At 66.6% G+C, this 20,572-nt stretch carries 19 protein-coding genes and 1 tRNA gene; 8 read left to right on the forward strand and 12 right to left on the reverse strand.

Annotated features, from left to right (window positions below; genetic code table 11):
• Genes Q0Z44_RS09210 through Q0Z44_RS09225 form a run of 4 tightly spaced genes read right to left on the reverse strand, consistent with a single transcriptional unit; the run spans nt 1 to nt 5,685 of the window.
• A complete protein-coding gene (locus Q0Z44_RS09210) occupies nt 1-1,440 on the reverse strand; it encodes an ABC transporter permease (protein ID WP_298011912.1) in 1,440 nt (479 codons plus the stop codon).
• Nucleotides 1,441-1,450: 10 nt separating this feature from the next.
• Complete coding sequence (locus tag Q0Z44_RS09215) at nt 1,451-2,434, reverse strand: ABC transporter permease (protein WP_298011914.1); 984 nt, start codon at nt 2,432-2,434, stop codon at nt 1,451-1,453.
• Entirely contained in the window at nt 2,434-4,695 is a 2,262-nt protein-coding gene (locus Q0Z44_RS09220; protein WP_298011916.1) for an ABC transporter substrate-binding protein, read from the reverse strand. Before Q0Z44_RS09220 ends, Q0Z44_RS09215 begins: the two co-directional genes overlap by 1 nt.
• Before the next feature lie 45 nt (nt 4,696-4,740).
• Nucleotides 4,741-5,685: an LD-carboxypeptidase gene (locus tag Q0Z44_RS09225; RefSeq protein WP_298011918.1), complete on the reverse strand. Its 945-nt coding sequence runs from the start codon at nt 5,683-5,685 to the stop codon at nt 4,741-4,743.
• A gap of 132 nt (nt 5,686-5,817) precedes the next feature.
• Here Q0Z44_RS09225 and Q0Z44_RS09230 point away from each other — a divergent pair, with 132 nt between their 5' ends.
• Nucleotides 5,818-6,786: an alpha/beta hydrolase gene (locus tag Q0Z44_RS09230; RefSeq protein ID WP_298011920.1), complete on the forward strand. Its 969-nt coding sequence runs from the start codon at nt 5,818-5,820 to the stop codon at nt 6,784-6,786.
• Here the strand turns inward: Q0Z44_RS09230 and Q0Z44_RS09235 are convergent.
• Complete coding sequence (locus Q0Z44_RS09235; RefSeq protein WP_298011922.1) at nt 6,761-6,892, reverse strand: hypothetical protein; 132 nt, start codon at nt 6,890-6,892, stop codon at nt 6,761-6,763. The two genes, Q0Z44_RS09230 and Q0Z44_RS09235, sit on opposite strands and share 26 nt — an antisense overlap.
• Before the next feature lie 140 nt (nt 6,893-7,032).
• On the opposite strand from Q0Z44_RS09235, the gene Q0Z44_RS09240 reads away from it, so the two are divergent.
• On the forward strand, nt 7,033-8,064 hold the full coding sequence (locus tag Q0Z44_RS09240; RefSeq protein WP_298011924.1) for a M14 family zinc carboxypeptidase: 1,032 nt from the start codon (nt 7,033-7,035) through the stop codon (nt 8,062-8,064).
• Between the two features lie 10 nt (nt 8,065-8,074).
• A complete protein-coding gene (locus Q0Z44_RS09245) occupies nt 8,075-8,905 on the forward strand; it encodes an alpha/beta hydrolase (RefSeq protein WP_298011926.1) in 831 nt (276 codons plus the stop codon).
• Here Q0Z44_RS09245 and Q0Z44_RS09250 read toward each other — a convergent pair whose 3' ends face one another.
• The 7 genes from Q0Z44_RS09250 to cysS all read right to left on the reverse strand — a co-directional run bounded on the left by Q0Z44_RS09250 (nt 8,906) and on the right by cysS (nt 16,007).
• A complete protein-coding gene (locus Q0Z44_RS09250; protein ID WP_298011928.1) occupies nt 8,906-9,916 on the reverse strand; it encodes a recombination-associated protein RdgC in 1,011 nt (336 codons plus the stop codon).
• A gap of 81 nt (nt 9,917-9,997) precedes the next feature.
• Nucleotides 9,998-10,090: transfer RNA gene (locus Q0Z44_RS09255), tRNA-Ser, on the reverse strand.
• Nucleotides 10,091-10,160: 70 nt separating this feature from the next.
• Complete coding sequence (locus Q0Z44_RS09260) at nt 10,161-11,417, reverse strand: aspartate kinase (RefSeq protein ID WP_298011930.1); 1,257 nt, start codon at nt 11,415-11,417, stop codon at nt 10,161-10,163.
• A 113-nt stretch (nt 11,418-11,530) separates the two neighbouring features.
• Nucleotides 11,531-12,925, reverse strand: coding sequence for a tRNA lysidine(34) synthetase TilS (gene tilS / locus Q0Z44_RS09265; protein ID WP_298011931.1), 1,395 nt, complete (start codon nt 12,923-12,925; stop codon nt 11,531-11,533).
• Nucleotides 12,922-13,893 (reverse strand): acetyl-CoA carboxylase carboxyltransferase subunit alpha, encoded by a 972-nt coding sequence (locus Q0Z44_RS09270; protein ID WP_109035884.1) that lies wholly within the window; start codon nt 13,891-13,893, stop codon nt 12,922-12,924. Before Q0Z44_RS09270 ends, tilS begins: the two co-directional genes overlap by 4 nt.
• A 33-nt stretch (nt 13,894-13,926) precedes the next feature.
• Nucleotides 13,927-14,622, reverse strand: coding sequence for a DNA-3-methyladenine glycosylase (locus Q0Z44_RS09275; RefSeq protein WP_298011932.1), 696 nt, complete (start codon nt 14,620-14,622; stop codon nt 13,927-13,929).
• Entirely contained in the window at nt 14,622-16,007 is a 1,386-nt protein-coding gene (gene cysS, locus Q0Z44_RS09280) for a cysteine--tRNA ligase (RefSeq protein ID WP_298011933.1), read from the reverse strand. The genes Q0Z44_RS09275 and cysS overlap by 1 nt, the downstream gene beginning before the upstream one ends.
• 290 nt (nt 16,008-16,297) lie before the next feature.
• Between cysS and Q0Z44_RS09285 the strand changes: the two genes are divergently transcribed.
• From Q0Z44_RS09285 to Q0Z44_RS09305, 5 genes are all read left to right on the forward strand, one after another.
• A complete protein-coding gene (locus Q0Z44_RS09285; protein ID WP_298011934.1) occupies nt 16,298-17,368 on the forward strand; it encodes a tetratricopeptide repeat protein in 1,071 nt (356 codons plus the stop codon).
• Between the two features lie 95 nt (nt 17,369-17,463).
• A complete protein-coding gene (locus Q0Z44_RS09290; protein ID WP_298011935.1) occupies nt 17,464-18,693 on the forward strand; it encodes a L,D-transpeptidase family protein in 1,230 nt (409 codons plus the stop codon).
• Complete coding sequence (locus tag Q0Z44_RS09295; RefSeq protein WP_298011937.1) at nt 18,690-19,265, forward strand: peptidylprolyl isomerase; 576 nt, start codon at nt 18,690-18,692, stop codon at nt 19,263-19,265. The genes Q0Z44_RS09290 and Q0Z44_RS09295 overlap by 4 nt, the downstream gene beginning before the upstream one ends.
• A gap of 3 nt (nt 19,266-19,268) precedes the next feature.
• Nucleotides 19,269-19,769: a peptidylprolyl isomerase gene (locus Q0Z44_RS09300; protein WP_109035874.1), complete on the forward strand. Its 501-nt coding sequence runs from the start codon at nt 19,269-19,271 to the stop codon at nt 19,767-19,769.
• Nucleotides 19,770-19,842: 73 nt separating this feature from the next.
• On the forward strand, nt 19,843-20,568 hold the full coding sequence (locus tag Q0Z44_RS09305) for a UDP-2,3-diacylglucosamine diphosphatase (protein ID WP_366517596.1): 726 nt from the start codon (nt 19,843-19,845) through the stop codon (nt 20,566-20,568).
• Nucleotides 20,569-20,572: the final 4 nt, after the last annotated feature.

The following is a 20,572-nucleotide window of genomic DNA, read 5'->3' on the forward strand; positions in this document are numbered from 1 at the left end:
TCAGCGGGGGGCGACGGCGCGCGCCATCTTCACGGGACGGGCCACACGGGCACGCGGGTCGAACGCGTCACGCACGGCGTCGGCAAACAGGTTGGCAGCCAGCACGATGCCCACCATGAACACGAAGGCTGCAGCAAAGGACCACCACACTATGGGGTCGCGCGACATCTCGACGCGCGCCTGGTTGATCATGCCGCCGAAGCTGTTCATCGAGGGGTCGACTCCGACGCCCACGTAGGACAGCACGGCTTCGTACAGGATCAGGCTGGAGAACTCGAGCACGGTGGTGATGAGCACCAGGTGCATGACGTTGGGCAGGATGTGCCGGCGCATGATGCGCCACGGCCCGGCACCGAAGGCCACGGCGGCCTGCACGTATTCCAGTTCGCGCAGCTTCAGGGTCTCGGCACGCAACAGACGGCACAGGCCCGCCCAGCCGGTCACCCCCAGAATCACACACAACAGGAAGATCTTGAGGTCGGCCCGCTCCAGCCCGGTCTCGAAAAGCTCCGGGTGCTTGTCGAGGAACACCTGCACCATCAGCACGCACGCCGCAATGAGCAGGATGTTCGGCACCGACGACAGCACCGTGTAGAAATACTGGATGACGTCGTCGACCCAGCCCTTGAAGTAGCCCGCGGCAATGCCGAAGGCCAGCGCCAGCGGCAGCGTGGCGATGGTGGCCAGCGAGCCGATCACGAAGGCGGTCCGGACGCTCTTGAGCGCCTGGTACAGCACGTCATTGCCGGTGCGGTCGGTACCCAGCACGTGGTAGCCCTGCCCCCAACTCAAGGCGACGGTGCACGACACCAGCACCAACAGCATTGCAGCAGCCAACCAGGCCGCGTGCCACGCCTGCGGCACTTCGGGCTCGAGGCGGCGCCGCATCAGCCGCCGCAAAGCCAGCGCCACCGCGGCGCCACAAGCCGCGCCGGTCAGCAGGCGCAGCACCAGATCCTGCAGGTGCTCCGCCTCCGGGTCGCTCAGCCCCGCACCGCCATGCTTGAGCCGGGGATAGGCTCGAGGCGGCGGCAAGGGCACGCCATGCTCGTCCAGCCTGGGCGGTTCGCCGGCCTTCGGGGGCACGGTTTCCTTCACGAAGCCGTGCGTGGCGAGCGGTGCGGAATAGCTCTTCTCTCGCCCCTGAACCAGCTTGCTCAGCATCACATCCAGCAACGACTCGGTGCGTGTGTCATACGCAGCAGAGGCGCCCGGCTGACTGGCCAACGCACGCCGGAAGTGCACGCTGTCCACCAGCGTGAGCGCCAGCATGGCGAGCAGCACCACACAGGAGGCCATCGCCGGCCCGCTGGCAAAGACCTTGCTCCACGTCGCACGCAGCGAAGGGTCGCGACGGACATGGACGATGTAGGCCGCCAGCCCGCCCAGCATCAGCCACAGCACCACGTCCGTCCAGAGGATGACCAGTTTGAATCCCATGCCTGCTGCCTCACTGCATCCGCACGCGCGGGTCGGCCCAGGTGTAGGCCACGTCGATCAGGATGTTCGACAGGATATAGAGCACCGAGCCGAGGAAGACCATGGTGCGCACGATGGCGAAGTCCTGACTGGCGATCGCGTCGATCGTGTAGGCGCCCAGCCCGGGAATGCCGAAGAAGCTTTCGGTGACCAGACCGCCCATGAACAGGTAGGGCAGCGAGCCCCCCGCGCTCGTGATGATGGGCAGCATGGCGTTGCGCAGCACATGCCGGGTCAGCACGGTGGATTCCTTCAGCCCCTTGGCGCGGGCCGTGCGCACGTAGTCCTTGCCCGACTCTTCGAGGAACAGGGTTCGATAGAAGCGCGCCTGCCCCGCCAGGCTGGCCACCAGCATCAGCCCGATGGGCAGCACGAGAAAGCGGATGGCCTCAAGCCCGTTGGCGTAACCGGAGATGGGCGCCAGACGCGCCAGGCGCGAGAACAGGTACTGTCCGACGATGATGTAGAACAGGCTGGAAATGGACATCATCACGACGCACACCACCACGCCCCAGAAATCGACCGGTGTGCCGCGGAACATGACCAGCCACAACGCGAAGATCACGCTGGCCATCAGACCGAGGAGGAACAGCGGCACCGTGAGTTGCAGGCTCACGCCCATGCGCTTGCGGACCTGGTAGCCGATATCGCCAGCGCTGTCGTTGTCGGCCCGGCCGAAGTCGAACAGGAAGAGAGACACGGAACGATCCCAGAACACCGTTTCGGTGAAACGATCGCTGCCCTGGGCCGCATCGTTGTAAAGCATGGGCTTGTCGTAACCCCGCTCCGCCTTCCACTTCTCGATCTGCTCGGGCGTGACGCGCTTGCCACCGATGTTCAGCCGCGCCATGTCGTCGGGCGTGTTGACGGTGAAAAACAGCACGAAGGTGATCAGGTTCACCCCGATCAGGATGACCAGACCGTAGCCCAGGCGGCGAAGGATGTAGTTCAGCATCAGCGACCCCGCTTGCTCAGAAGCCCGGCGGGCAGCGGCAGCGCCGTCTGCGCCTCGCGGCTGCGGAAGGTCCGCACCGCCCACCACGCCATGGCGATGAAAACCAGCACCAGCGCGGCAATCGGCCAGTACACCGGGCGGTTCCACTCGGCCAGGCTGCGGGTGCGCTCGGCCGTGTCCAGACGGTAGTACTGCGCCTGGTCGCGTACCACGATGCTGGGCTTGCCGTTGTGCAGCCAGCGGTGATAGGCCCCGGACGCATACGGGAAGTAGCCCCAGGACCAGGGCGCGTCCTCCTGGAGGATGCGCACCATCTGGTCAATGACGGCCTGCTTGGCCGGGCCGTCGTCCATCAGGCGCAGGCGGCTGTACAGGCGGTCGTACTCGGGGTTCTGGTAGTTGGCGGCGTTCTCGCCATCGTGTACCGACTTGGCACCGGGGCCATACAGCAGGAAGAGGAAGTTCTCGGCGTCAGGGTAGTCGGCCAGCCAGCCCCAGGTGAAGATCTGGTGCTTGCCACGGCGCACCTTGTCCTGGAACTGGTTGTAGTCGGTGGCCCGCACTTCAAGCTGGATGCCCAGCCTGGCGAACTGCTTGCTGGTCCAGTCGAGCGTGGCCTTGGCTTCCGGCGTGGCGGGCGAGCCAAAATCGTAGTTCAGCACCAGCGGCCTGCCGGTGCGCGCATCGCGGCCATCCGGGTAGCCGGCTTCGGCCAGCAGCTTGCGGGCGTCTTCAATCGGGCGGCGCACGGCCAGCCCGTCCACCCAGCGGTGGGTGACCGGGTTCAGGCCCTCGCGCGTGCCGTGCCGTGAGCCGAACACTCCGCCCGGCAGCGGCCCCTGGGCCACTTCACCGGCCGCCTTGGGGAAGATGCGGTTGTACTCGTCCCAGTCGATGGCGATGGACAGCGCCTGCCGCAGTTTGCGATTGCGCACGCGCTGCTCGGGCGTGTCACCCTGCCCCACCACCGGATCCAGCCAGTTGAAGCCCATGTAGCGAGACGAGAGGTCCACCGTGCGGCGGATCACGATGCCCTTGTCGGTGAACTCCTTGTTGAAGCGGTCGGAGTCCTCCATCTGGATCTTGTAGGCGTTGCCATAGCTCATCTGGTCGAACTCGGGCACGTCCAGATACCCCTGCCGGAACTTGGCGTCCTGCGGCACGGATTCCTTCTCGAGGTTGAACACCACGGTGTCCACGAAGGGCGTGGGCTTGCCGCAATCGGTCAGAAAACCCAGTGCCTCGTCCTGCGGCTGGCCTTCGCACGGGTAAGGCACACCGCGGTAGTTGGGGTTGCGCTTCAGTACGTGACGGCGGTCCTGAATGAACTCGGCCATCATGTATGGGCCCGTGCCGACAGGCCAGGTGTTGAGCGACAGGCCGTTGGCTGCCATGCCGGGCTGCGCATAGAAGGCATCGGCCTCCCAGGGTACCGGCGCCAGAAAGGTCATGGCCATCCAGTACTTCCACTGCGGGTACTTGCCGATGATGCGGATGCGCAGCGTGTGACTGTCGATGGCCTGCGCGCCAGCCAGCGGCCAGCGGCGGAAATCGAGAAAGGGCTTGTCGCGCGACGTGGGCGGCAGGCCGGCACGCAGCTTCTTGTCTTCCTCACGGATGAGCTTGCCGTACTCGGCCAGCCCCACCACGTATTCGGAGAAGATGCCGAACACCGGCGCGGCCGTGCGCGTGGTGGCGTGGCGCTTGATCGCGTAGACGTAGTCGTCTGCCACGAGTTCGCGCGTGCCCGTGTGCTTGAAAGCCCAGGGGCTGCGCTTGTCACCCACCTCACCGGGTTGCAGGCGGTGATAGCGGTAATGGCCCTGCTCGTCCTTGGCAAAGGCCGGGTGCGGCGCGTACAGGATGCCGCGCTTGAGCGGAATCTCGTAGATGCTTTCGGCAATCTGGTCGGCCGGGGCGTCGTTCGGCAGCGGCTTGCCGGCCTTGTCGACATACCGCGGCTGCACCACCGCGGCAGCAGCCTTGGGCACCAGCTCGTACGGCCGCTTCAGGTAGTGATACCCGTACAGCGGCTCGTAGACCTGGTAGGTGAACGGCGTTTCGTTGCTGCTGTAGGAAGAGGTCGGATCGAGGTAGCGAGGCGAGCGCTCGTTGAAGGCGGTGTAGAGCGTGTTGTCGCGCTCCGCGCCCGCCGGATACGGGTTGTTGTGGCAGGCAGCCAGTGCCAGCAGCAGACCGCCCGTCATGGCGATCCGCGTCAGGGTCACACCGCGGCGAAACAAGTCCCTCAGTTTGCGCATGGGGCTATTGTGGGCCCGCCCGGCACCGGCTTCACCCAGGGCTTGTCACCAGAGGATGAACGCGTCGCGTCCTTGCACCATGAGGTTCACCTTGCGCCCCACCGGCAGGCACACCTTCACCGGCACATGGCCAAAAGGCAGCCCGGTCAGGATGGGCACGGGGCAGACGCTGCGCAGATGGGCGATGACGGCCTTGAGGTTGTAGCCCCGGTCCAGCGGCGACTTGCGGTACTCGGTGAACGCACCCAGCACGATGGCTTTCTGCTGGGCCAGCACACCAGCCTGGTGCAGTTGCAGCAAGGCGCGCTCGATGCGATAGGGGTGCTCGTTGACGTCCTCCAGGAACAGAACGCCGCCTCGCACCTTGGGGAAATGCGGCGTGCCGAGCAGCGCCTGCACGATCGCGAGGTTGCCCCCCCACAGCCGCCCGCTGGTCTCCAGGCCGTCGAAGCCGGCTTCGGTGCGGAAGCCCACGGCCTCCAGCTCGCCCGACATCGCCTCCGAGAACGTGTCTTGCGTGACGTCGTCTCCACCCAGATCACTGTCCTCGCGGCCAAAATCGTCGCACGCCATGGGCCCTGCCCACAGGCCCGCACGCACACCCTCGCCAGGCTGTGCCGCGCCTGCTGCGCCTTGGGCCAGCGCAGCGAGGTGCAAGGCCGTCATGTCGCTGTAACCGACCCAGGCCGTTCCCTGCTCCACGCTGTGCTGCATCGCCTTCCAGTCCACCCGATCAAGCAGGCGGCTCAGGCCATACCCTCCGCGGGTGGCCAGGGCCACTGCCGGGGCCTCGCCGGCAATGCGGTGCAGGGCGGCCAACCGGGTGTCGTCGTCGCCGGCGAAACGCTGTTGCTTGAGCAACGCGGCCTCGTCGATGCGCACATCGAAGCCCATGGCCTTGAGCCGGCGTGCAGCCTTGCGCACGGGTGCGGCCTTGGCCACGATGCCGGAGGGACTGAAAAGGACGAGGTCATTGCGGGCGTTACTCATGCACGCATTGTCGCGTAAGGTGTGTCAACGCCGCGGGGCTGCAAACCATTGAGTCCACCGGAACCACCACATCCAGGGCCTTCCATGCCATCACACCGCCTTGCCACGCCGCCACGTCACCGATGGCTTGCCTTGTCGCTCTCCTGTTGGATCGGCCTGCAGGCGCTGCCCGATCCGGCGTTGGCGGGCCCGCTGCGCGACCTGCTGCAGGCGCGCCGGGAAGCCCGTCAGGATGCGGTCGAGCAGGACATCGAAGAAGCGCCTGGCACAGACCGCGCCCTCCGCGGCTTGCCCGCGGGTGTGAAGCGTCTGGCAGACCAGTCTTACGGGCCGACCGCCGCGCATCGGTACGACGTTTACCTGCCGCAACGGCCTGCTGGCACGCACCCCATGCCCATCCTCTTCATGGTGCACGGCGGCGGGTGGGCCCGAGGCGACAAGGCGCGCGCGCCCGTGGTGGAAAACAAAGTCCGCCACTGGGTGCCGCACGGCGTCGCGCTGGTCTCCGTGAACTACCCGATGCGGCCCGACACCGCGCCCGATCAACAGGCCCGTGAAGTGGCCCGCGCCCTGACCGCGGTGCAGGGTCGCGCCGCATCCTGGGGTGCCGACCCGGCGCGCGTGGTGCTCATGGGCCACTCGGCCGGTGCCCACCTGGTCGCGCTGCTCTCCGCACGCCCGGAGCGCGCCCAGGCGGAAGGGGCCCGGCCGTGGCTGGGCACCGTGTGCCTGGACAGCGCCGCCTTCGATGTCGTGCGCATCATGGAGGTGCGGCACCCCAGCCTGTATGACCGGGCGTTCGGACCGGATCGCGCTGACTGGCTGGCAGCCTCACCCGCGCACCAACTGACGCGTCCCGTCGCACCCATTCTGGCGGTGTGCAGCGCACGCCGCGCCGAATCATGTCAGCAGGCGCGCGACTTTTCTGCGCGGGTGCCGGCCGGCGCACCTCAAGTCCAGGTACTTCCGGTGGACCTTTCCCACAGCGAGATCAACGCCACGCTGGGAGAGCCGGGCACCTACACCGACACCGTCGATCGCTTTCTGGCCGAGCTTCCCGGGTGGCAAGTACCGCTCAGCGGTGGGCGTCCCACCCACTGAGACGCGACCGCATCAGCGCCCCGCACTCCCACAAGCCCGCGAGCAAGGCAAGCCCGAGGGCCATCGAGCGATACAGGCGGCGCGAACGGATGACGGTGTGAAGCATGGGTGATCCTCCGCCGCGCACGGTACCCGGGGCGTGTGACGGATCCATGACAGTCGACCCTGTCTTCAAACTGACATGGTGAACGGGCACCATCGACCGATCCGACCACGGGGCGCCAATCAAGGGGCCCAGCCCCCAGCTTGCTCGCGCACCTTCCTGAACTCGACGACCTTCTTCGGCTGATCGATGCCGGGGGCCGGCACGTCCAGGCGCGGATGGCGTGCAAGGTGGACTGCGGCCCGGTGCAGTTCGATGTGCCCGTCATCAGCCTGGGCAGCCACGACGTCACCCACCCGGCTGTGGCCTTTGTCGGCGGGGTTCACGGGCTGGAGCGAATCGGCTCACAGGTGGTGATGACCTTTCTGCGCACCGTGATCGAACGCCTCAAATGGGACACGCTGCTGCACCGGCAACTGGACAGCCTTCGCATGGTGTTCATGCCGCTCGTGAACCCGGGCGGCCTCTGGCGCGGCACCCGGGCCAACGCGCAGGGGGTCGACCTCATGCGCAATGCGCCGCTGGAGGCCGAAGAACCCGTCCCCTTCCTGATCGGGGGGCAGCGGCTGAGCGCCCTCCTGCCGTGGTACCGCGGCCCGGCCGGGCAGCCCATGCAGCCTGAAAGCCAGGCGCTGTGCGACACCATCGAGCGCGAACTGCTGTCCCGCCCTTTCAGCATCGCGCTCGACTGCCATTCCGGCTTCGGCGCACAAGACCGGCTGTGGTTTCCGTACGCGCACACAACGCGTCCCTTGCCGCATCTGGCCGAACTGCACGCGCTGCGCTGCATCCTCGACGAGGGGTATGCGCATCACCCCTACGTGTTCGAGCCGCAGAGCCAGCAGTACCTCACCCACGGCGACCTGTGGGACCACCTCTACCTGCGCGCCCTGACCGGCCATCCCGGCCACCTCTTTCTGCCGCTGACGCTGGAGATGGGCTCCTGGCTGTGGGTCAAGAAAAACCCCCGACAGCTGTTCAACCGTCACGGGATTTTCAATCCCCTCATCGACCATCGGCAGCAGCGCGTGCTGCGCCGGCATCTGGGCCTGATGGACTTCCTGGCGCGGGCCGCCATCGGACACCGGCGCTGGCTTCCTGCGGCCGACGCCCGTGAAGCCCTGCGGCTGGACGCCCTACGCCGCTGGTACGCCCACAGACCGGAATTGCGATAGGAGCCGCTCCATGCAAGACACTTCGCCGCCCATCTGGGTCCTGCTGCGCGGCCTGCTGCGGGAAAGCGGCCACTGGGGCGGGTTCGTGCAGACCCTGCACGCCGCGCTGCCACCCGGCAGCCTCATCATCACACCTGACCTGCCAGGCAATGGGGCACGCTGGCGTGAACCCAGCCCCACGCGCGTGGCCGACATGGTGGAAGCCGTGCGAAGCGACCTTCGTGCGCGTGGACTGAACCGTCCCTGCCACGTTCTCGCAATGTCGCTGGGCGCAATGGTCGCCACGGAATGGGCGCGAACGCACCCGGAGGAGTTGAGTCGCTGTGTGCTCATCAACACGAGCTTGCGCCCTCACAGCCCCTTCTGGCACAGGCTGCAGCCACGGCAGTACCGCCGCATCGCGCGGCTGATTCTGAGCGGCACCGCGCTGGAATGGGAGGACGGCATCATGCGGATGACAACCCGGCACCCTGGCCCGCGTCAGGCCCTGCTGGCCGCCTGGCTCAGCCTGCGATCCAGTCACCCCGTGAGCCGACTGAATGGGCTGCGACAGCTGTGGGCGGCCGCGCGCTACCGCGCCGACACCGCGCCTGACGTGCCGCTTCTGCTGCTCAACAGCGCCGGCGACGAGCTGGTTCACCCCAGCTGCTCGGCGCGTCTCGCGGCCGCTTGGGGGCTGCGATTGCACACCCACCCCACAGCCGGACATGACCTCCCGGTCGACGATGGCGCCTGGGTGGCTCGACAAGTGGCCGAATGGCTGGCCCACGACACCGCCTGCCCCCAGCCAACCGCGTTGACCACGGTGGCGATGGACGCTGCCGTCAGCGCCCCCTTCTGATCACGCCCAGGGCGGTGCGTCGACCGATTCGGCCGGCGCTGGCGTGTCCTGCACCGCGGACGGACGGGCTGCCGGAACCACCGGCGCCTCCTTCGGCATGCTGCCCGGTTCCAGCTCGCCACCCAGCGCGTCCAGCAACTCGGGAATCAGCTCGATCAGCTCGCCGGTGGCAATGGCAGCGTCCGCATCGAAGGACTCCGCCTTGTCCTGCTTGGCGGCCGCGGCCGAGGTGCCTTCGAAGACGACGTCAAGAAACGCGAGCTTGCGGATCTGCAGCGACTCGGTCAGCATGAACGAGACGCGGTCGCGCCAGGTCATGGCCACCTTGGTGGGCACCTTGCCGCTCACGATGTGCTGGCGGACCTCGTCGGTGTCCAGCGGGTGACGCGCATAGCGCACGACCGACTTCATCTCGTCCGTCGACTTGAGTTCGCACTCGCGGTCGATGGTGAAGGCGTAAGGGGCCTCGCCCGTGCCCAGCCAGTGCGCCATTGCGACCTGAGGCGACATCTCGGTCTGGATGAGGCTCACGGCAAAACCGGGCATCGCCTGCACCAGCAGCGTCACGACCTCCTCGGCTCGGGCCTGGCTGCCCGTGTCCAGCACCAGCAGGCGCTCCTTTGGTGCAATCCACACCCGGGTCACCGACTGCTTGGTGAAGGCCATGGGGAGCAGTTCGTGCAAGGCCTGCTCCTTGAGCTCCTTGATCTGCTTCTTGCCCGGCTTGCGGCCTGTCTGCTTCTCGATCTGCGCCGCAATCTCGTCACAGCGGCGCTTCACGACCGAGCCCGGCACCATCTTCTGCTCGACCATGAGCTTGAGCAGGATCTGGCCATCGACCACCTCGACCAAGGGGCCGTGGTCGACACCACGCGGCTCCAGCCAGCCCACCGACTTTTCCTGCGACGCGCCGCACGGCGCAAAGCGCGACTTTTCCAGCTCGGTTTCGATCTCGGCCGCGGTGGTGCCCCACTCCGAGCCGATGCGATAGACCGTCAGGTTCTTGAACATGGCAGTACGTCCTTCCTTCGCAGCAAATCAAAGCCCAGAAACAAGAAACCCCGAGTGACGGATCACTCGGGGTTCATGTTTTGGCGGAGACGAAGGGATTCGAACCCTTGATGCAGGTTTTGCCCACATACTCCCTTAGCAGGGGAGCACCTTCGGCCTCTCGGTCACGTCTCCAGCAACAGCAGGCATTCTAGCCCAGAAATTCTGGCCGTCTGCCTGTTGCGCTCAAAACAACGCTCGGCGATCAGGCCTTGGCTGCATCCAGGCCAAAAGCCTTGTGGAGGGCGCGCACGGCCAGTTCCATGTACTTCTCGTCGATCACGACCGAGGTCTTGATTTCCGAGGTGGTGATCATCTGGATGTTGATGCCCTCGTCCGACAACGTCTTGAACATCGTCGAGGCGATGCCCACGTGGCTGCGCATGCCGATGCCGACGATCGACACCTTGCAGATCTTCGGGTCGCCCACGATCTCGCGCGCGCCCAGAGCAGGCTGGACCTTGCTCTGCAGCAGTTCGATGGTCTTGGCGTAGTCGCCGCGCGGCACGGTGAACGAGAAGTCCGTCTTGCCGTCGTGCGAGACGTTCTGGATGATCACGTCGACGTCGATGTTGGCCTCGGCCACCTTGCCCAGGATCTGGTAGGCGATGCCGGGGGTGTCGGGCACGCCGACCACGGTGATCTTGGCTTCGTCGCGGCTGAACGCGATGCCGGAAACAACGGCTTGTTCCATGTTCTCGTCTTCCTCAAAACTGATGAGCGTGCCCGACTTGGCTTCTTCTTCCACGTCGATGTCCCAGGGGGTGAAGCTGGAGAGCACGCGGGTCGGCACACGGTACTTGCCGGCGAATTCCACCGAGCGGATCTGCAGCACCTTCGAGCCCAGCGAGGCCATTTCCAGCATCTCTTCGAAGCTGATGGCCTTCATGCGGCGGGCTTCCGGCACCACGCGAGGATCGGTCGTGTACACGCCGTCCACGTCGGTGTAGATCAGGCACTCGTCGGCCTTCATGGCCGCGGCGATTGCCACGGCGGAAGTGTCCGAGCCACCTCGACCCAAGGTCGTGATGTGGCCGTTCGGATCCACACCCTGGAAACCGGTGATGACCACCACCTTGCCGGCAGCCAGGTCGGCGCGCACACGGGCGTCATCGATGCTCTCGATGCGGGCCTTGGTGAACGACGAGTCGGTCTTGACCGGCACCTGCCAGCCTGCGTAGCTGACGGCTTCGACGCCTTCAGCCTGCAGCGCAATCGCGAGCAGACCCACGGACACCTGCTCGCCCGTGGAGGCGATCATGTCGAGCTCGCGCGGGCTGGGACGCTCGGAGAGTTCTTTGGCCAGGCCCAGCAGGCGGTTGGTCTCACCGCTCATGGCCGAGGGAACGACCACGAGTTGATGTCCCGCCCGCACCCACTTGGCCACGCGCTTGGCCACGTTGCGGATGCGCTCGGTGGAGCCCATCGACGTGCCGCCGTATTTGTGAACGATCAGTGCCATGTCAGATGTGGTTGAAAAGACCGCGCCGCAGATTGAATCGGCCACGAAGATGACCTTGCGCGATCAACCTTCGATTTTAGCCCGTCGCAACCGCGCTTCCGCGGCGGAAACGCTTAACGGGGCACCAAAACAGGCGGCAATCCGGTGTCCGTGCCGTACTCTGGCCCGTCGGGCACCCAATGCAGGCCCCACTGAGGCACTCCTTCGGCGGCCCAGTGCCGGGCATCCATGCCCAGGCCCGGGGCAAACAGCAAGGTGTCAGCCTGCCAGCACAACGGGCCTGCTCGCCTCCACGCCGGCACACCAGCCTGCTGGTATTGCTTCTTCAGCGACCGCGCCGGCCTGCCGGGCCCTGCCTGAAACTGCTCGCCGCCTGCGCGCGCGCCCACCCGCATCCCCTGCAAGGCAGACCACGGCACACCTTGCGCGGACACCGGTTCGGCACGCAGAGCCCCGCGCCAGGCGGGCAGGCGCAGCGTCCCGTCCGGCGGCATGCTGAGCGTCACGACCTCGGCGGGACACGCCAACGGAAGGGGCACAGCGGGGGCTGGTTGCCCCCCGCCGGGCGCATTGAACTGCAAGCGCCCCCGGTAAAGCGACACACCAAGCGCGGCCCAGCGGGCAGGCTGCTGCCGCGCCAGCAAAGCCGGCACCTCATCGGCCAGGCGCTCCACCCAGCTCGACGACCACCCTGCTCCGCCGGCGCGCTGCGACCACTTCACCAGCATCAGCCGGCGCATCGGGGCATCGAGGCGCGCCCAACCCGCTGCATCCAGCGAACCGCGGTCATCCGTCAGGCCGCTCAATGCACCCGTCACCACCTGGTCAACCACGGCCTGCGCATCGGCCAGCCGTCGGGCTGATGCCGCGAGCGCAGCCTCGGCCTCCGGAAACGCCTGCGTCAGCGCCGGCCACACCGCCAGGCGCAGGCGGTTGCGCGCAAAGGCTGGACTGTCGTTGCTGTCATCCTCCACGGGCCCCAAGCCGTGCGCGGCGATGTATGCGTCGATCGCCTGCCGCGGGTGGCCCAGCCACGGCCGGATCCAGCAGATGCCATCTCGCCAGGCCTCACGCGGCATGGCCGCGAGGCCGGCTGCACTGCCACCGCGCAAGGCTTGCAGCAACACGGTCTCGGCCTGATCCCGGCGGTGGTGCGCCAGCAGCACGCGTTCGGAACCGGCTTCCTGCGCCATTTCGCGCAGGGCGTCATACCGCGCGGCTCGGGCCGCAGCTTCCACGCCTCGCCCATCGTCCGCGCACTGAACGCGACGCACCATGCAGCGCACCGGCAGGCCCCGCTTGGCCCAGGCCGCACAGCAGTGCTCGACGTGCGCCTGCCATGCGTCGGCATGCACGCTCAGGCCGTGGTGCACATGAAGTGCAACGACCGCCAGCCCCGGCACATCGCGTGCGGCACTGGCGGTCGCATGGAGCAGCGCCAGGGAGTCTCGCCCCCCGCTGCAGGCCACGGCCACCACGGCCAGGCCTTCAAGCACGGTCGTGCTCAACGCTCCTTGGTGTCGGTGAACCGGCCGTAGCTCTGCAGACGGTCGTAGCGCGTCTGCAGCAGGTCCTTCACCTTCAGGTCGCTGACCTGGCGCAGCGCGTCGTTCAGGCCGCGCTTCAGGTTGGCGGCGGCCTGCTTGTGATCGCGATGCGCGCCGCCCACCGGCTCGCTCACGATCTTGTCGACCAGGCCCAGGGCCTTCAGGCGGTGAGCCGTGATGCCCAGCGCTTCAGCCGCGTCCGACGCCTTCTCGGCCGTCTTCCACAGAATGGACGCGCAGCCCTCGGGCGAAATCACCGAGTACACCGAGTACTGCATCATCAGCACCTGGTCGGCCACGCTGATGGCCAGCGCGCCGCCCGAGCCACCTTCACCGATGATCGTGGTGATGATGGGCACTTCCAGCTTGGCCATCTCGAAGATGTTGCGGCCGATGGCCTCGGACTGGTTGCGCTCTTCCGCGCCAATGCCCGGGTAGGCGCCCGGCGTGTCCACGAACGTGAACACCGGCAGGCCAAACTTCTCGGCCGTCTGCATCAGGCGCAGTGCCTTGCGATAGCCCTCGGGGCGCGACATGCCGAAGTTGCGCGCCGCGCGCTCTTTGGTGTCGCGGCCTTTCTGATGCCCCAGCACCATGCACGCCTGGCCATTGAACCGCGCCAGCCCGCCCACGATCGACAGGTCGTCTGCGTAGTGGCGGTCACCGTGCATTTCCTGGAAGTCGGTGAACAACTCGTTGACGTAATCCAGCGTGTACGGACGCTGCGGATGACGGGCGATCTGTGTCACCTGCCACGGCGTCAGGCTCGCGTAGATGTCCTTGGTGAGCAGTTGGCTCTTCTTGCTCAGGCGGTCGATCTCTTCAGAGATGTCAACGGCCGACTCACTCTGCACATAACGCAGCTCTTCGATCTTGGATTCCAGTTCGGCGATCGGTTGCTCGAACTCCAGGAAGTGTCTTTTGCTCATGGCGGATCCTTCTTCTCTCAGGCTGGCACGCGATCAGGCATCGGAGGGCAGCGGATCAAGGCTGCGCCAAAGATACCAGGTGCCCACGGTACGGTACGGTGCCCAGGCCTCGGCCACGTCGCGGGCCTCGGCGCGCGACACGGGTTCACCGCTGAAATAGTTCTGGCTGATGCCCTTGATGAGCCCCACGTCGTCAAGGGGCAGCACGTTCGGGCGCAGCAGGTGGAAGATCAGGAACATCTCGGCTGTCCAGCGACCGATGCCGCGGATGTCGGTCAGTTCTTCGATGATGGCCTCGTCGTCCATCTTCTGCCAGTCGCCCACATGCACCTGGCCGTTGTCGAAGTGGCCGGCCAGGTCGCGCAGGTAATCCACCTTGCGCGCCGACAGGCCCACCTTGCGCAGCACGTCGGGCTCGACACGCAGCAGGTCCCGCACCTTCAGCGGGCCACGCGCATCTTCCGACTCGACCTCGAACAGGCCAAGCAGACGGTTCCACACGGCCTGCGCCGAGGCCACCGACACCTGCTGGCCCACGATCGAGCGCGCCAGCGTGGTGAAGGCGTCGCCGCGTGTGTACAGGCGCGCATGACCGTGATCGGCCACCAGCTTGCGCATCACGCGATCGCGCTTGGCCAGATGGCGGCAGGCATCGTCCCAGTAAGTGGGCGTCACCAGGCTGGTGCTCGTCTGGGCTACACCCATCGTCGAGAGAGGGGCGTTCGGCATCAGGCTTTCACCCAGGTCGTGCCTTGCGGACCGTCCTTCAACACCACGCCCTGCGCGGCCAGCTCGTCCCGAATGCGATCGGCGCCCGCAAAATCGCGCGCCTTCTTGGCTTCGGCACGCCGGGCAATCAGCCCCTCGATGGTGGCCGCATCCAGGCCAGCGGCCATGGCGCCGCCCTGCAGGTAGGCCTTGGGCTGCTGCTGCAGCAGGCCGAGCACACCGCCCAGCGCCTTCAGCTGCTGGGCCACCGCGGGCGAGCTGGAACGGTTCAGTTCCGCAGCCAGGTCGAACAGCACCGACAGGGCGATCGGCGTGTTGAAGTCCTCATCCATCGCGGCCTTGAAACGGGCCGCCTGGGGCTCGTTCCAGTCCACCTCGACCGCCGCCACCTCGCCAGCCGCATCCAGTGCCGTGTACAGGCGACGCAGCCCGCTGCGCGCATCATCCAGACCGGCGTCGCTGTAGTTGAACGGGCTGCGGTAGTGCGTGCGCAGCATGAAGAAGCGGATGGTCTCGCCGTCGTACTGCTTCAGCACCTCGCGGATGGTGAAGAAGTTGCCCAGGCTTTTCGACATCTTCTCGTTGTCGACGTTGACGAAGCCGTTGTGCAACCAGTAATTGACAAAGCGCTTGCCCGTCGCCCCTTCGCTCTGCGCGATCTCGTTCTCGTGGTGCGGGAACTGGAGATCCAGGCCGCCGCCGTGGATGTCGAACTGTTCGCCCAGCAGGCTGCAACTCATGGCCGAGCACTCGATGTGCCAGCCGGGCCGACCCGCACCGTACTCCGAGTCGTACTTGGCGTCAGCCGGCTCTTCTGGCTTGGCCGCCTTCCACAGCACGAAGTCCATCGGATCCTGCTTGCCGTCGTCCACCGCGACGCGCTCGCCGGCGCGCAGCTGGTCGAGCGACTTGCCGGACAGCTTGCCGTAGCCCTCGAACTTGCGCACGGCGTAGTTCACGTCGCCACTCGGTGCCCGGTAGGCCAGGCCACGCGCTTCCAGTCGGCTGATCAGGCTCAGCATCTGCGGCACGTACTCGGTGGCACGCGGCTCATGCGTCGGCGGCTCGATGCCCAGCGCGGCGATGTCCTCATGCATGGCGGCCGCCATCTCTTCCGTCAGCTGGCGGATGGTGATGCCGCGTTCCACCGCACGTCGAATGATCTTGTCATCGATGTCGGTGATGTTGCGGACATAGGTGACCTGAAGACCGCTCGCGCGCAGCCAGCGCTGCACCACGTCGAACGCCATCATCATGCGGGCGTGGCCCACGTGGCACAGGTCGTAGATCGTCATGCCGCACACATACATGCGGACCTGACCCGGCGTCATCGGTACAAAGGGCTCGACCTGACGCGACAGGCTGTTGAATAAGCGCAGACTCATGAGGAATTCGTGGCGGGCGGCAGACAGGTACAGGGCTTGAACCTCGGAACACACAGGCACCGGAATCCTGGGCGACAGACGCGCCTCAGCCCAGTGCGCGCCGGGAAGGCGCTCGCCACCGCTCAGATACAATCGCCGAAGTATAGCGGGAGGCCCGCGGATCAGGGAGATCGTCGAGCCCGACGGCTTCATGGCGCTGCTATCCTCGACCGGTCTTGAACGACGGTCAGCCGCGCGCAAGGCGCCCGTTCGAGGCCGCCCGCAGTCCCCTTCAACCGGTACACGATCCCATGCAAGTTGCAGTGCCCCATGTCGGCCTTCGCCTGACCTCCCTGGCAGCGAAGGTTCTGCTTGTCGCGTCCCTGTCCGTTGCGGCCTTCGGTGCCCGCGCCGACGATGTGGCCGATGTCCAGCGCCTGCTGTCGGCAGGCAAGAATGCCGAAGCACTGCAGAAGGCGGACCAGTTCCTGTCCAGCAAGCCGCGGGACCCGATGATGCGCTTCCTGCGGGGCATCAGCCTGTCGCAGGCGGGCCGCAGTGCCGAAGCCATCACGGCCTTCACCAAGCTGACCGAAGACTTTCCCGAGCTGCCCGAGCCGTTCAACAACCTCGCTGTGCTGTATGCGCAGCAGGGCCAGTACGACAAGGCTCGTACGGCGCTCGAGATGGCGATCCGCACCAACCCCAGCTACGCCACCGCCTACGAAAACCTCGGCGATGTCTACGCGAAGCTGGCCAGCCAGGCCTACTCCAAAGCGCTGCAGATCGACACCCGTTCGGCTGTGGCGCCCAAGCTCGCGATGATCCGCGACCTGTTCCCCAAGGAACGCAACAGCATGGTGGCCGCCGCCGGCCAGACTCCGTCGCCCGCGCCGGCCCCGTCCCCCGTGACGCCGCCATCGGCCACGCCAGCTCCGGTCACCCCGCCGCCCGCCGTCAAGCCGCCGCCTGCACCACCTGCCGCCAAGCCGGCTCCGGCGCCAGCGCCCGAACCCAAGTCTGCGCCGACTGAACCGAAGGCCGATCACCGCGCCAAGGACGTCGAGGCGGCCGTGCGCGCATGGGCCGACGCCTGGGGCCGCAAGGACCTCAAGGACTACTTTGCTGCCTACGCCCGCGACTTCGACGGCGGCAAGAGCCGCAAGGCCTGGGAAGAGGAGCGTCGTGACCGCATCAATGGCAAACGCAGCATCTCGGTGCGCATCAGCAACCTGCGCATCGAGGTCGACGGCAACAAGGCCGTGGCCCGCTTCCGCCAGGACTACAAGGCCGACAGCCTGAGCGTGAGCAGCGGCAAGCGCCTGGATCTGGTGCAGCGCGGCAACAGCTGGGTCATCGTGAAGGAAAGCACGGGCTCGTGACGATGCGTGAGTGGCGCCACCCGCCAGCCAGTCGGGCAGCGGGATGGCCTGGGCGTGTCACCCGGGGAGGGCTGCTTGCGGCGACCTGGTTCGCAATGCTGCTGCCTGTGGCGTCCGACGCCTCATCGCCTCGGCAGAAGGCGGTCGAACCGGCCAGGGCCGTGCGCGCCAACGTGCCGCCCGCCACACCGGCCATCCCGCCGCTGCCCCGGCAGACCGCGCCGGCCGAGGCACGCCTGCTCGAGGTCTACCGCCTGATCGGACAAGGGCAGGCCAGGCAGGCACTCGACAAGGCCCAGGCGCTCGTGCAGGACTTCCCCAACTTTCAGCTGGCACAGCTGGTGTATGGCGACCTGCTGCTCGCCCGTACCCAGGCCCTGCCGAGCATGGGACACGCCCCAGCGCCCCTCGTCGAGCGGGCGCCGCAGCGCCTGGAGCAACTGCGCACCGAGGCCAGCCGCCGCATGGCGGCACTCACCGAGCGCCCCCCGGCCGGCGCCCTGCCCGCTCAGTTCATCGAGGTTCCCTCCACCACCCGACACGCCATCGCGGTGGACGCGAGCCGCTCGCGTCTCTACCTGTTCGAGAACGGCCCCAAGGGTCTGACGCTGGTGGCCGACCATTACGCATCGGTGGGGCGACTCGGCACAGACAAGCGCGCCGAGGGCGACCAACGCACGCCGCTCGGGGTGTACTACATCACCAGCCGACTTGAGTCGAGCCAGCTGACGGATTTCTACGGCGTGGGCGCCCTGCCTCTGAACTACCCGAACGAGTATGACCGCCGCCTCGGCCGCACCGGCAGTGGCATCTGGCTGCATGGGGTGCCCAGCGAAAGCTACGCCCGCAGCCCCAACAGCACCGACGGCTGCGTGGCGCTTGCGAACCCCGAGCTTCAGACGATTCTGCAGAGGGTTCAGCCCCGCACGACGCCCGTCGTGATCGCCCAGCAGCTGCAGTGGATCAAGCCGGACCAGCGCGAGCCGGAACGCCGCGCGCTCAACAACCTCATCGAGGGCTGGCGCGTCGCGCGCACCAACGGTGACCTGAACCGTCTGATGTCCTTCTACTCGAGCCAGTTCTCGGCCGGCAACAGGGACATCACGCAGTGGCGTCAGTTGCTCGAACGCGATGTCGTGCAACAACGCGGGCGGGGCGTGCAGTTGAAAGACCTTGCTATCCTCGGCTGGCGCGACAAGGGCGACGTGCTCGTCGTGACCTTTGGCGAGATCGTCGAAGGTCAGCGCACCGGCGCCATCAAGCGCCAGTACTGGGGCAAGGAAGGCGGCCTCTGGAAAATCTTCTATGAAGGAGTGATCGGATGATGCACCACACCCTGCGGCGTCTTGCGCGCCTCGCTCTGGCCGTCACCTGCGTGACCGCCGCATTCGTGGCACAGGCCCAGACCGTGAAGCTGGTCACCACGCAAGGCGACATCGTGCTGCAACTGGACGCTGCCAAGGCCCCACGCACCGTGGACAACTTCGTGCAGTACGTCAAGGCGGGCCACTACAACGGCACGGTCTTCCACCGCGTCATCGACGGCTTCATGATTCAGGGCGGCGGCATGACGCCCGACCTCAAGGAGAAGCCGACCCGCCCCCCCATTCAGCTCGAGAGCCAGAATGGCCTCAGCAACCAGCGCGGCACGGTCGCCATGGCACGTACCCGCGACCCGCACTCTGCCACCGCGCAGTTCTTCATCAATGTGAAGGACAATGCCTTCCTGGACGCCGCACGTTCGCCGGACGGCCACGGCTACGCCGTCTTCGGCAAGGTGACGCAAGGCATGGACGTGGTCGACCGTATCCGCAAGGTCCGCACGACCCAGCTCGGCATGTACGCCGACGTGCCCGCCGAACCCGTGATCATCAAACAAGCCGTCATCGAGAAATAAGCCATGACCAAGACCGTTGAACTTCAGACCACCGCTGGCGTGATTCGCCTGGAACTCGATGAGGCCAAGGCCCCCATCACCGTTGCCAACTTCCTGGAATACGTGAACGCCGGCCACTACGACGGCACCGTGTTTCACCGCGTCATCAAGGGCTTCATGGTCCAGGGCGGTGGCTTCGAGGCCGGCATGAAGCAGAAGGCCACGCGCGGCGAAATCCAGAACGAGGCCAACAACGGCCTGAAGAACGACAAGTACACCATTGCCATGGCCCGTACCAGCGCACCGCACTCGGCCAGCGCCCAGTTCTTCATCAACGCCGCCAACAACGACTTCCTGAACTTCAAGTCGGAATCGGCCCAGGGTTGGGGCTATGCGGTGTTCGGCAAGGTCGTGGCCGGCACCGAAGTGGTCGACGCGATCGAGAAGGTCCGCACGGGTCGCAAGGGCTTCCATGACGACGTGCCGCTGGACGACGTGGTGATCACGAAGGCCACCGAAGTCTGACGCGATGGGGAAGCCCCCCTTCCCCGCCCCGGACATCCTCACTGCACCGCCCTCGTGGCGGTGCATTGATTTTGTGTCCGACCTGCACCTGCATGAGGGCCTGCTTCGCACGCGCGATGCGTTTGCACGTTACCTGCAGGACACGCCAGCCGATGCCGTGCTCATTCTGGGCGACCTATTCGAAGCCTGGGTGGGCGACGACATGCGCTGCCAGCCTTTTGAAGCCGGCTGCGTTCGGGCATTGCGCGCCTTCGGTGAGCGACGCCACCTCGCCATCATGGTCGGCAACCGCGACTTCCTGCTGGGCGGGGACATGCTCCACGCCTGCGCTGCTCACCGGCTGGGCGACCCGACCGTGCTGGAGGCCTTCGGACAGCGCCATCTGCTCATCCACGGCGACAGCCTGTGCCTGGCTGACACGTCGTACCTGCAGTTCCGGGCGCAAGTTCGCCAGCCAGCGTGGCAGCAGGCCTTCCTGGCCGCGCCGCTCAGCGCACGACTGGATCAGGCACGCCGCATGCGGGAAGCCAGTCAGGCGCACCAGCAACAGCAGGCACCAGAAGAATGGGCCGATGTCGACGAAGCCGCCGCAGAGGCCTGGCTCGACGCCGCAGGCGCCCAAACCCTGGTCCATGGCCACACACACCGGCCCGGCAGCACCCGCTTCGGCGGGCAGCAAGACGGCACCGCTCGCTGGCGACACGTCACGATGGACTGGGACCTCGACCACGGATCCCCCCGTGCCGAGGTGCTGCGCCTCACTGCCGAGGGCTTCTCCCGGCTGCCCGTGACAGCCTGACCCT

It is taken from the genome of uncultured Aquabacterium sp., from assembly GCF_947366995.1.
GTDB lineage: Bacteria > Pseudomonadota > Gammaproteobacteria > Burkholderiales > Burkholderiaceae_C > Aquabacterium.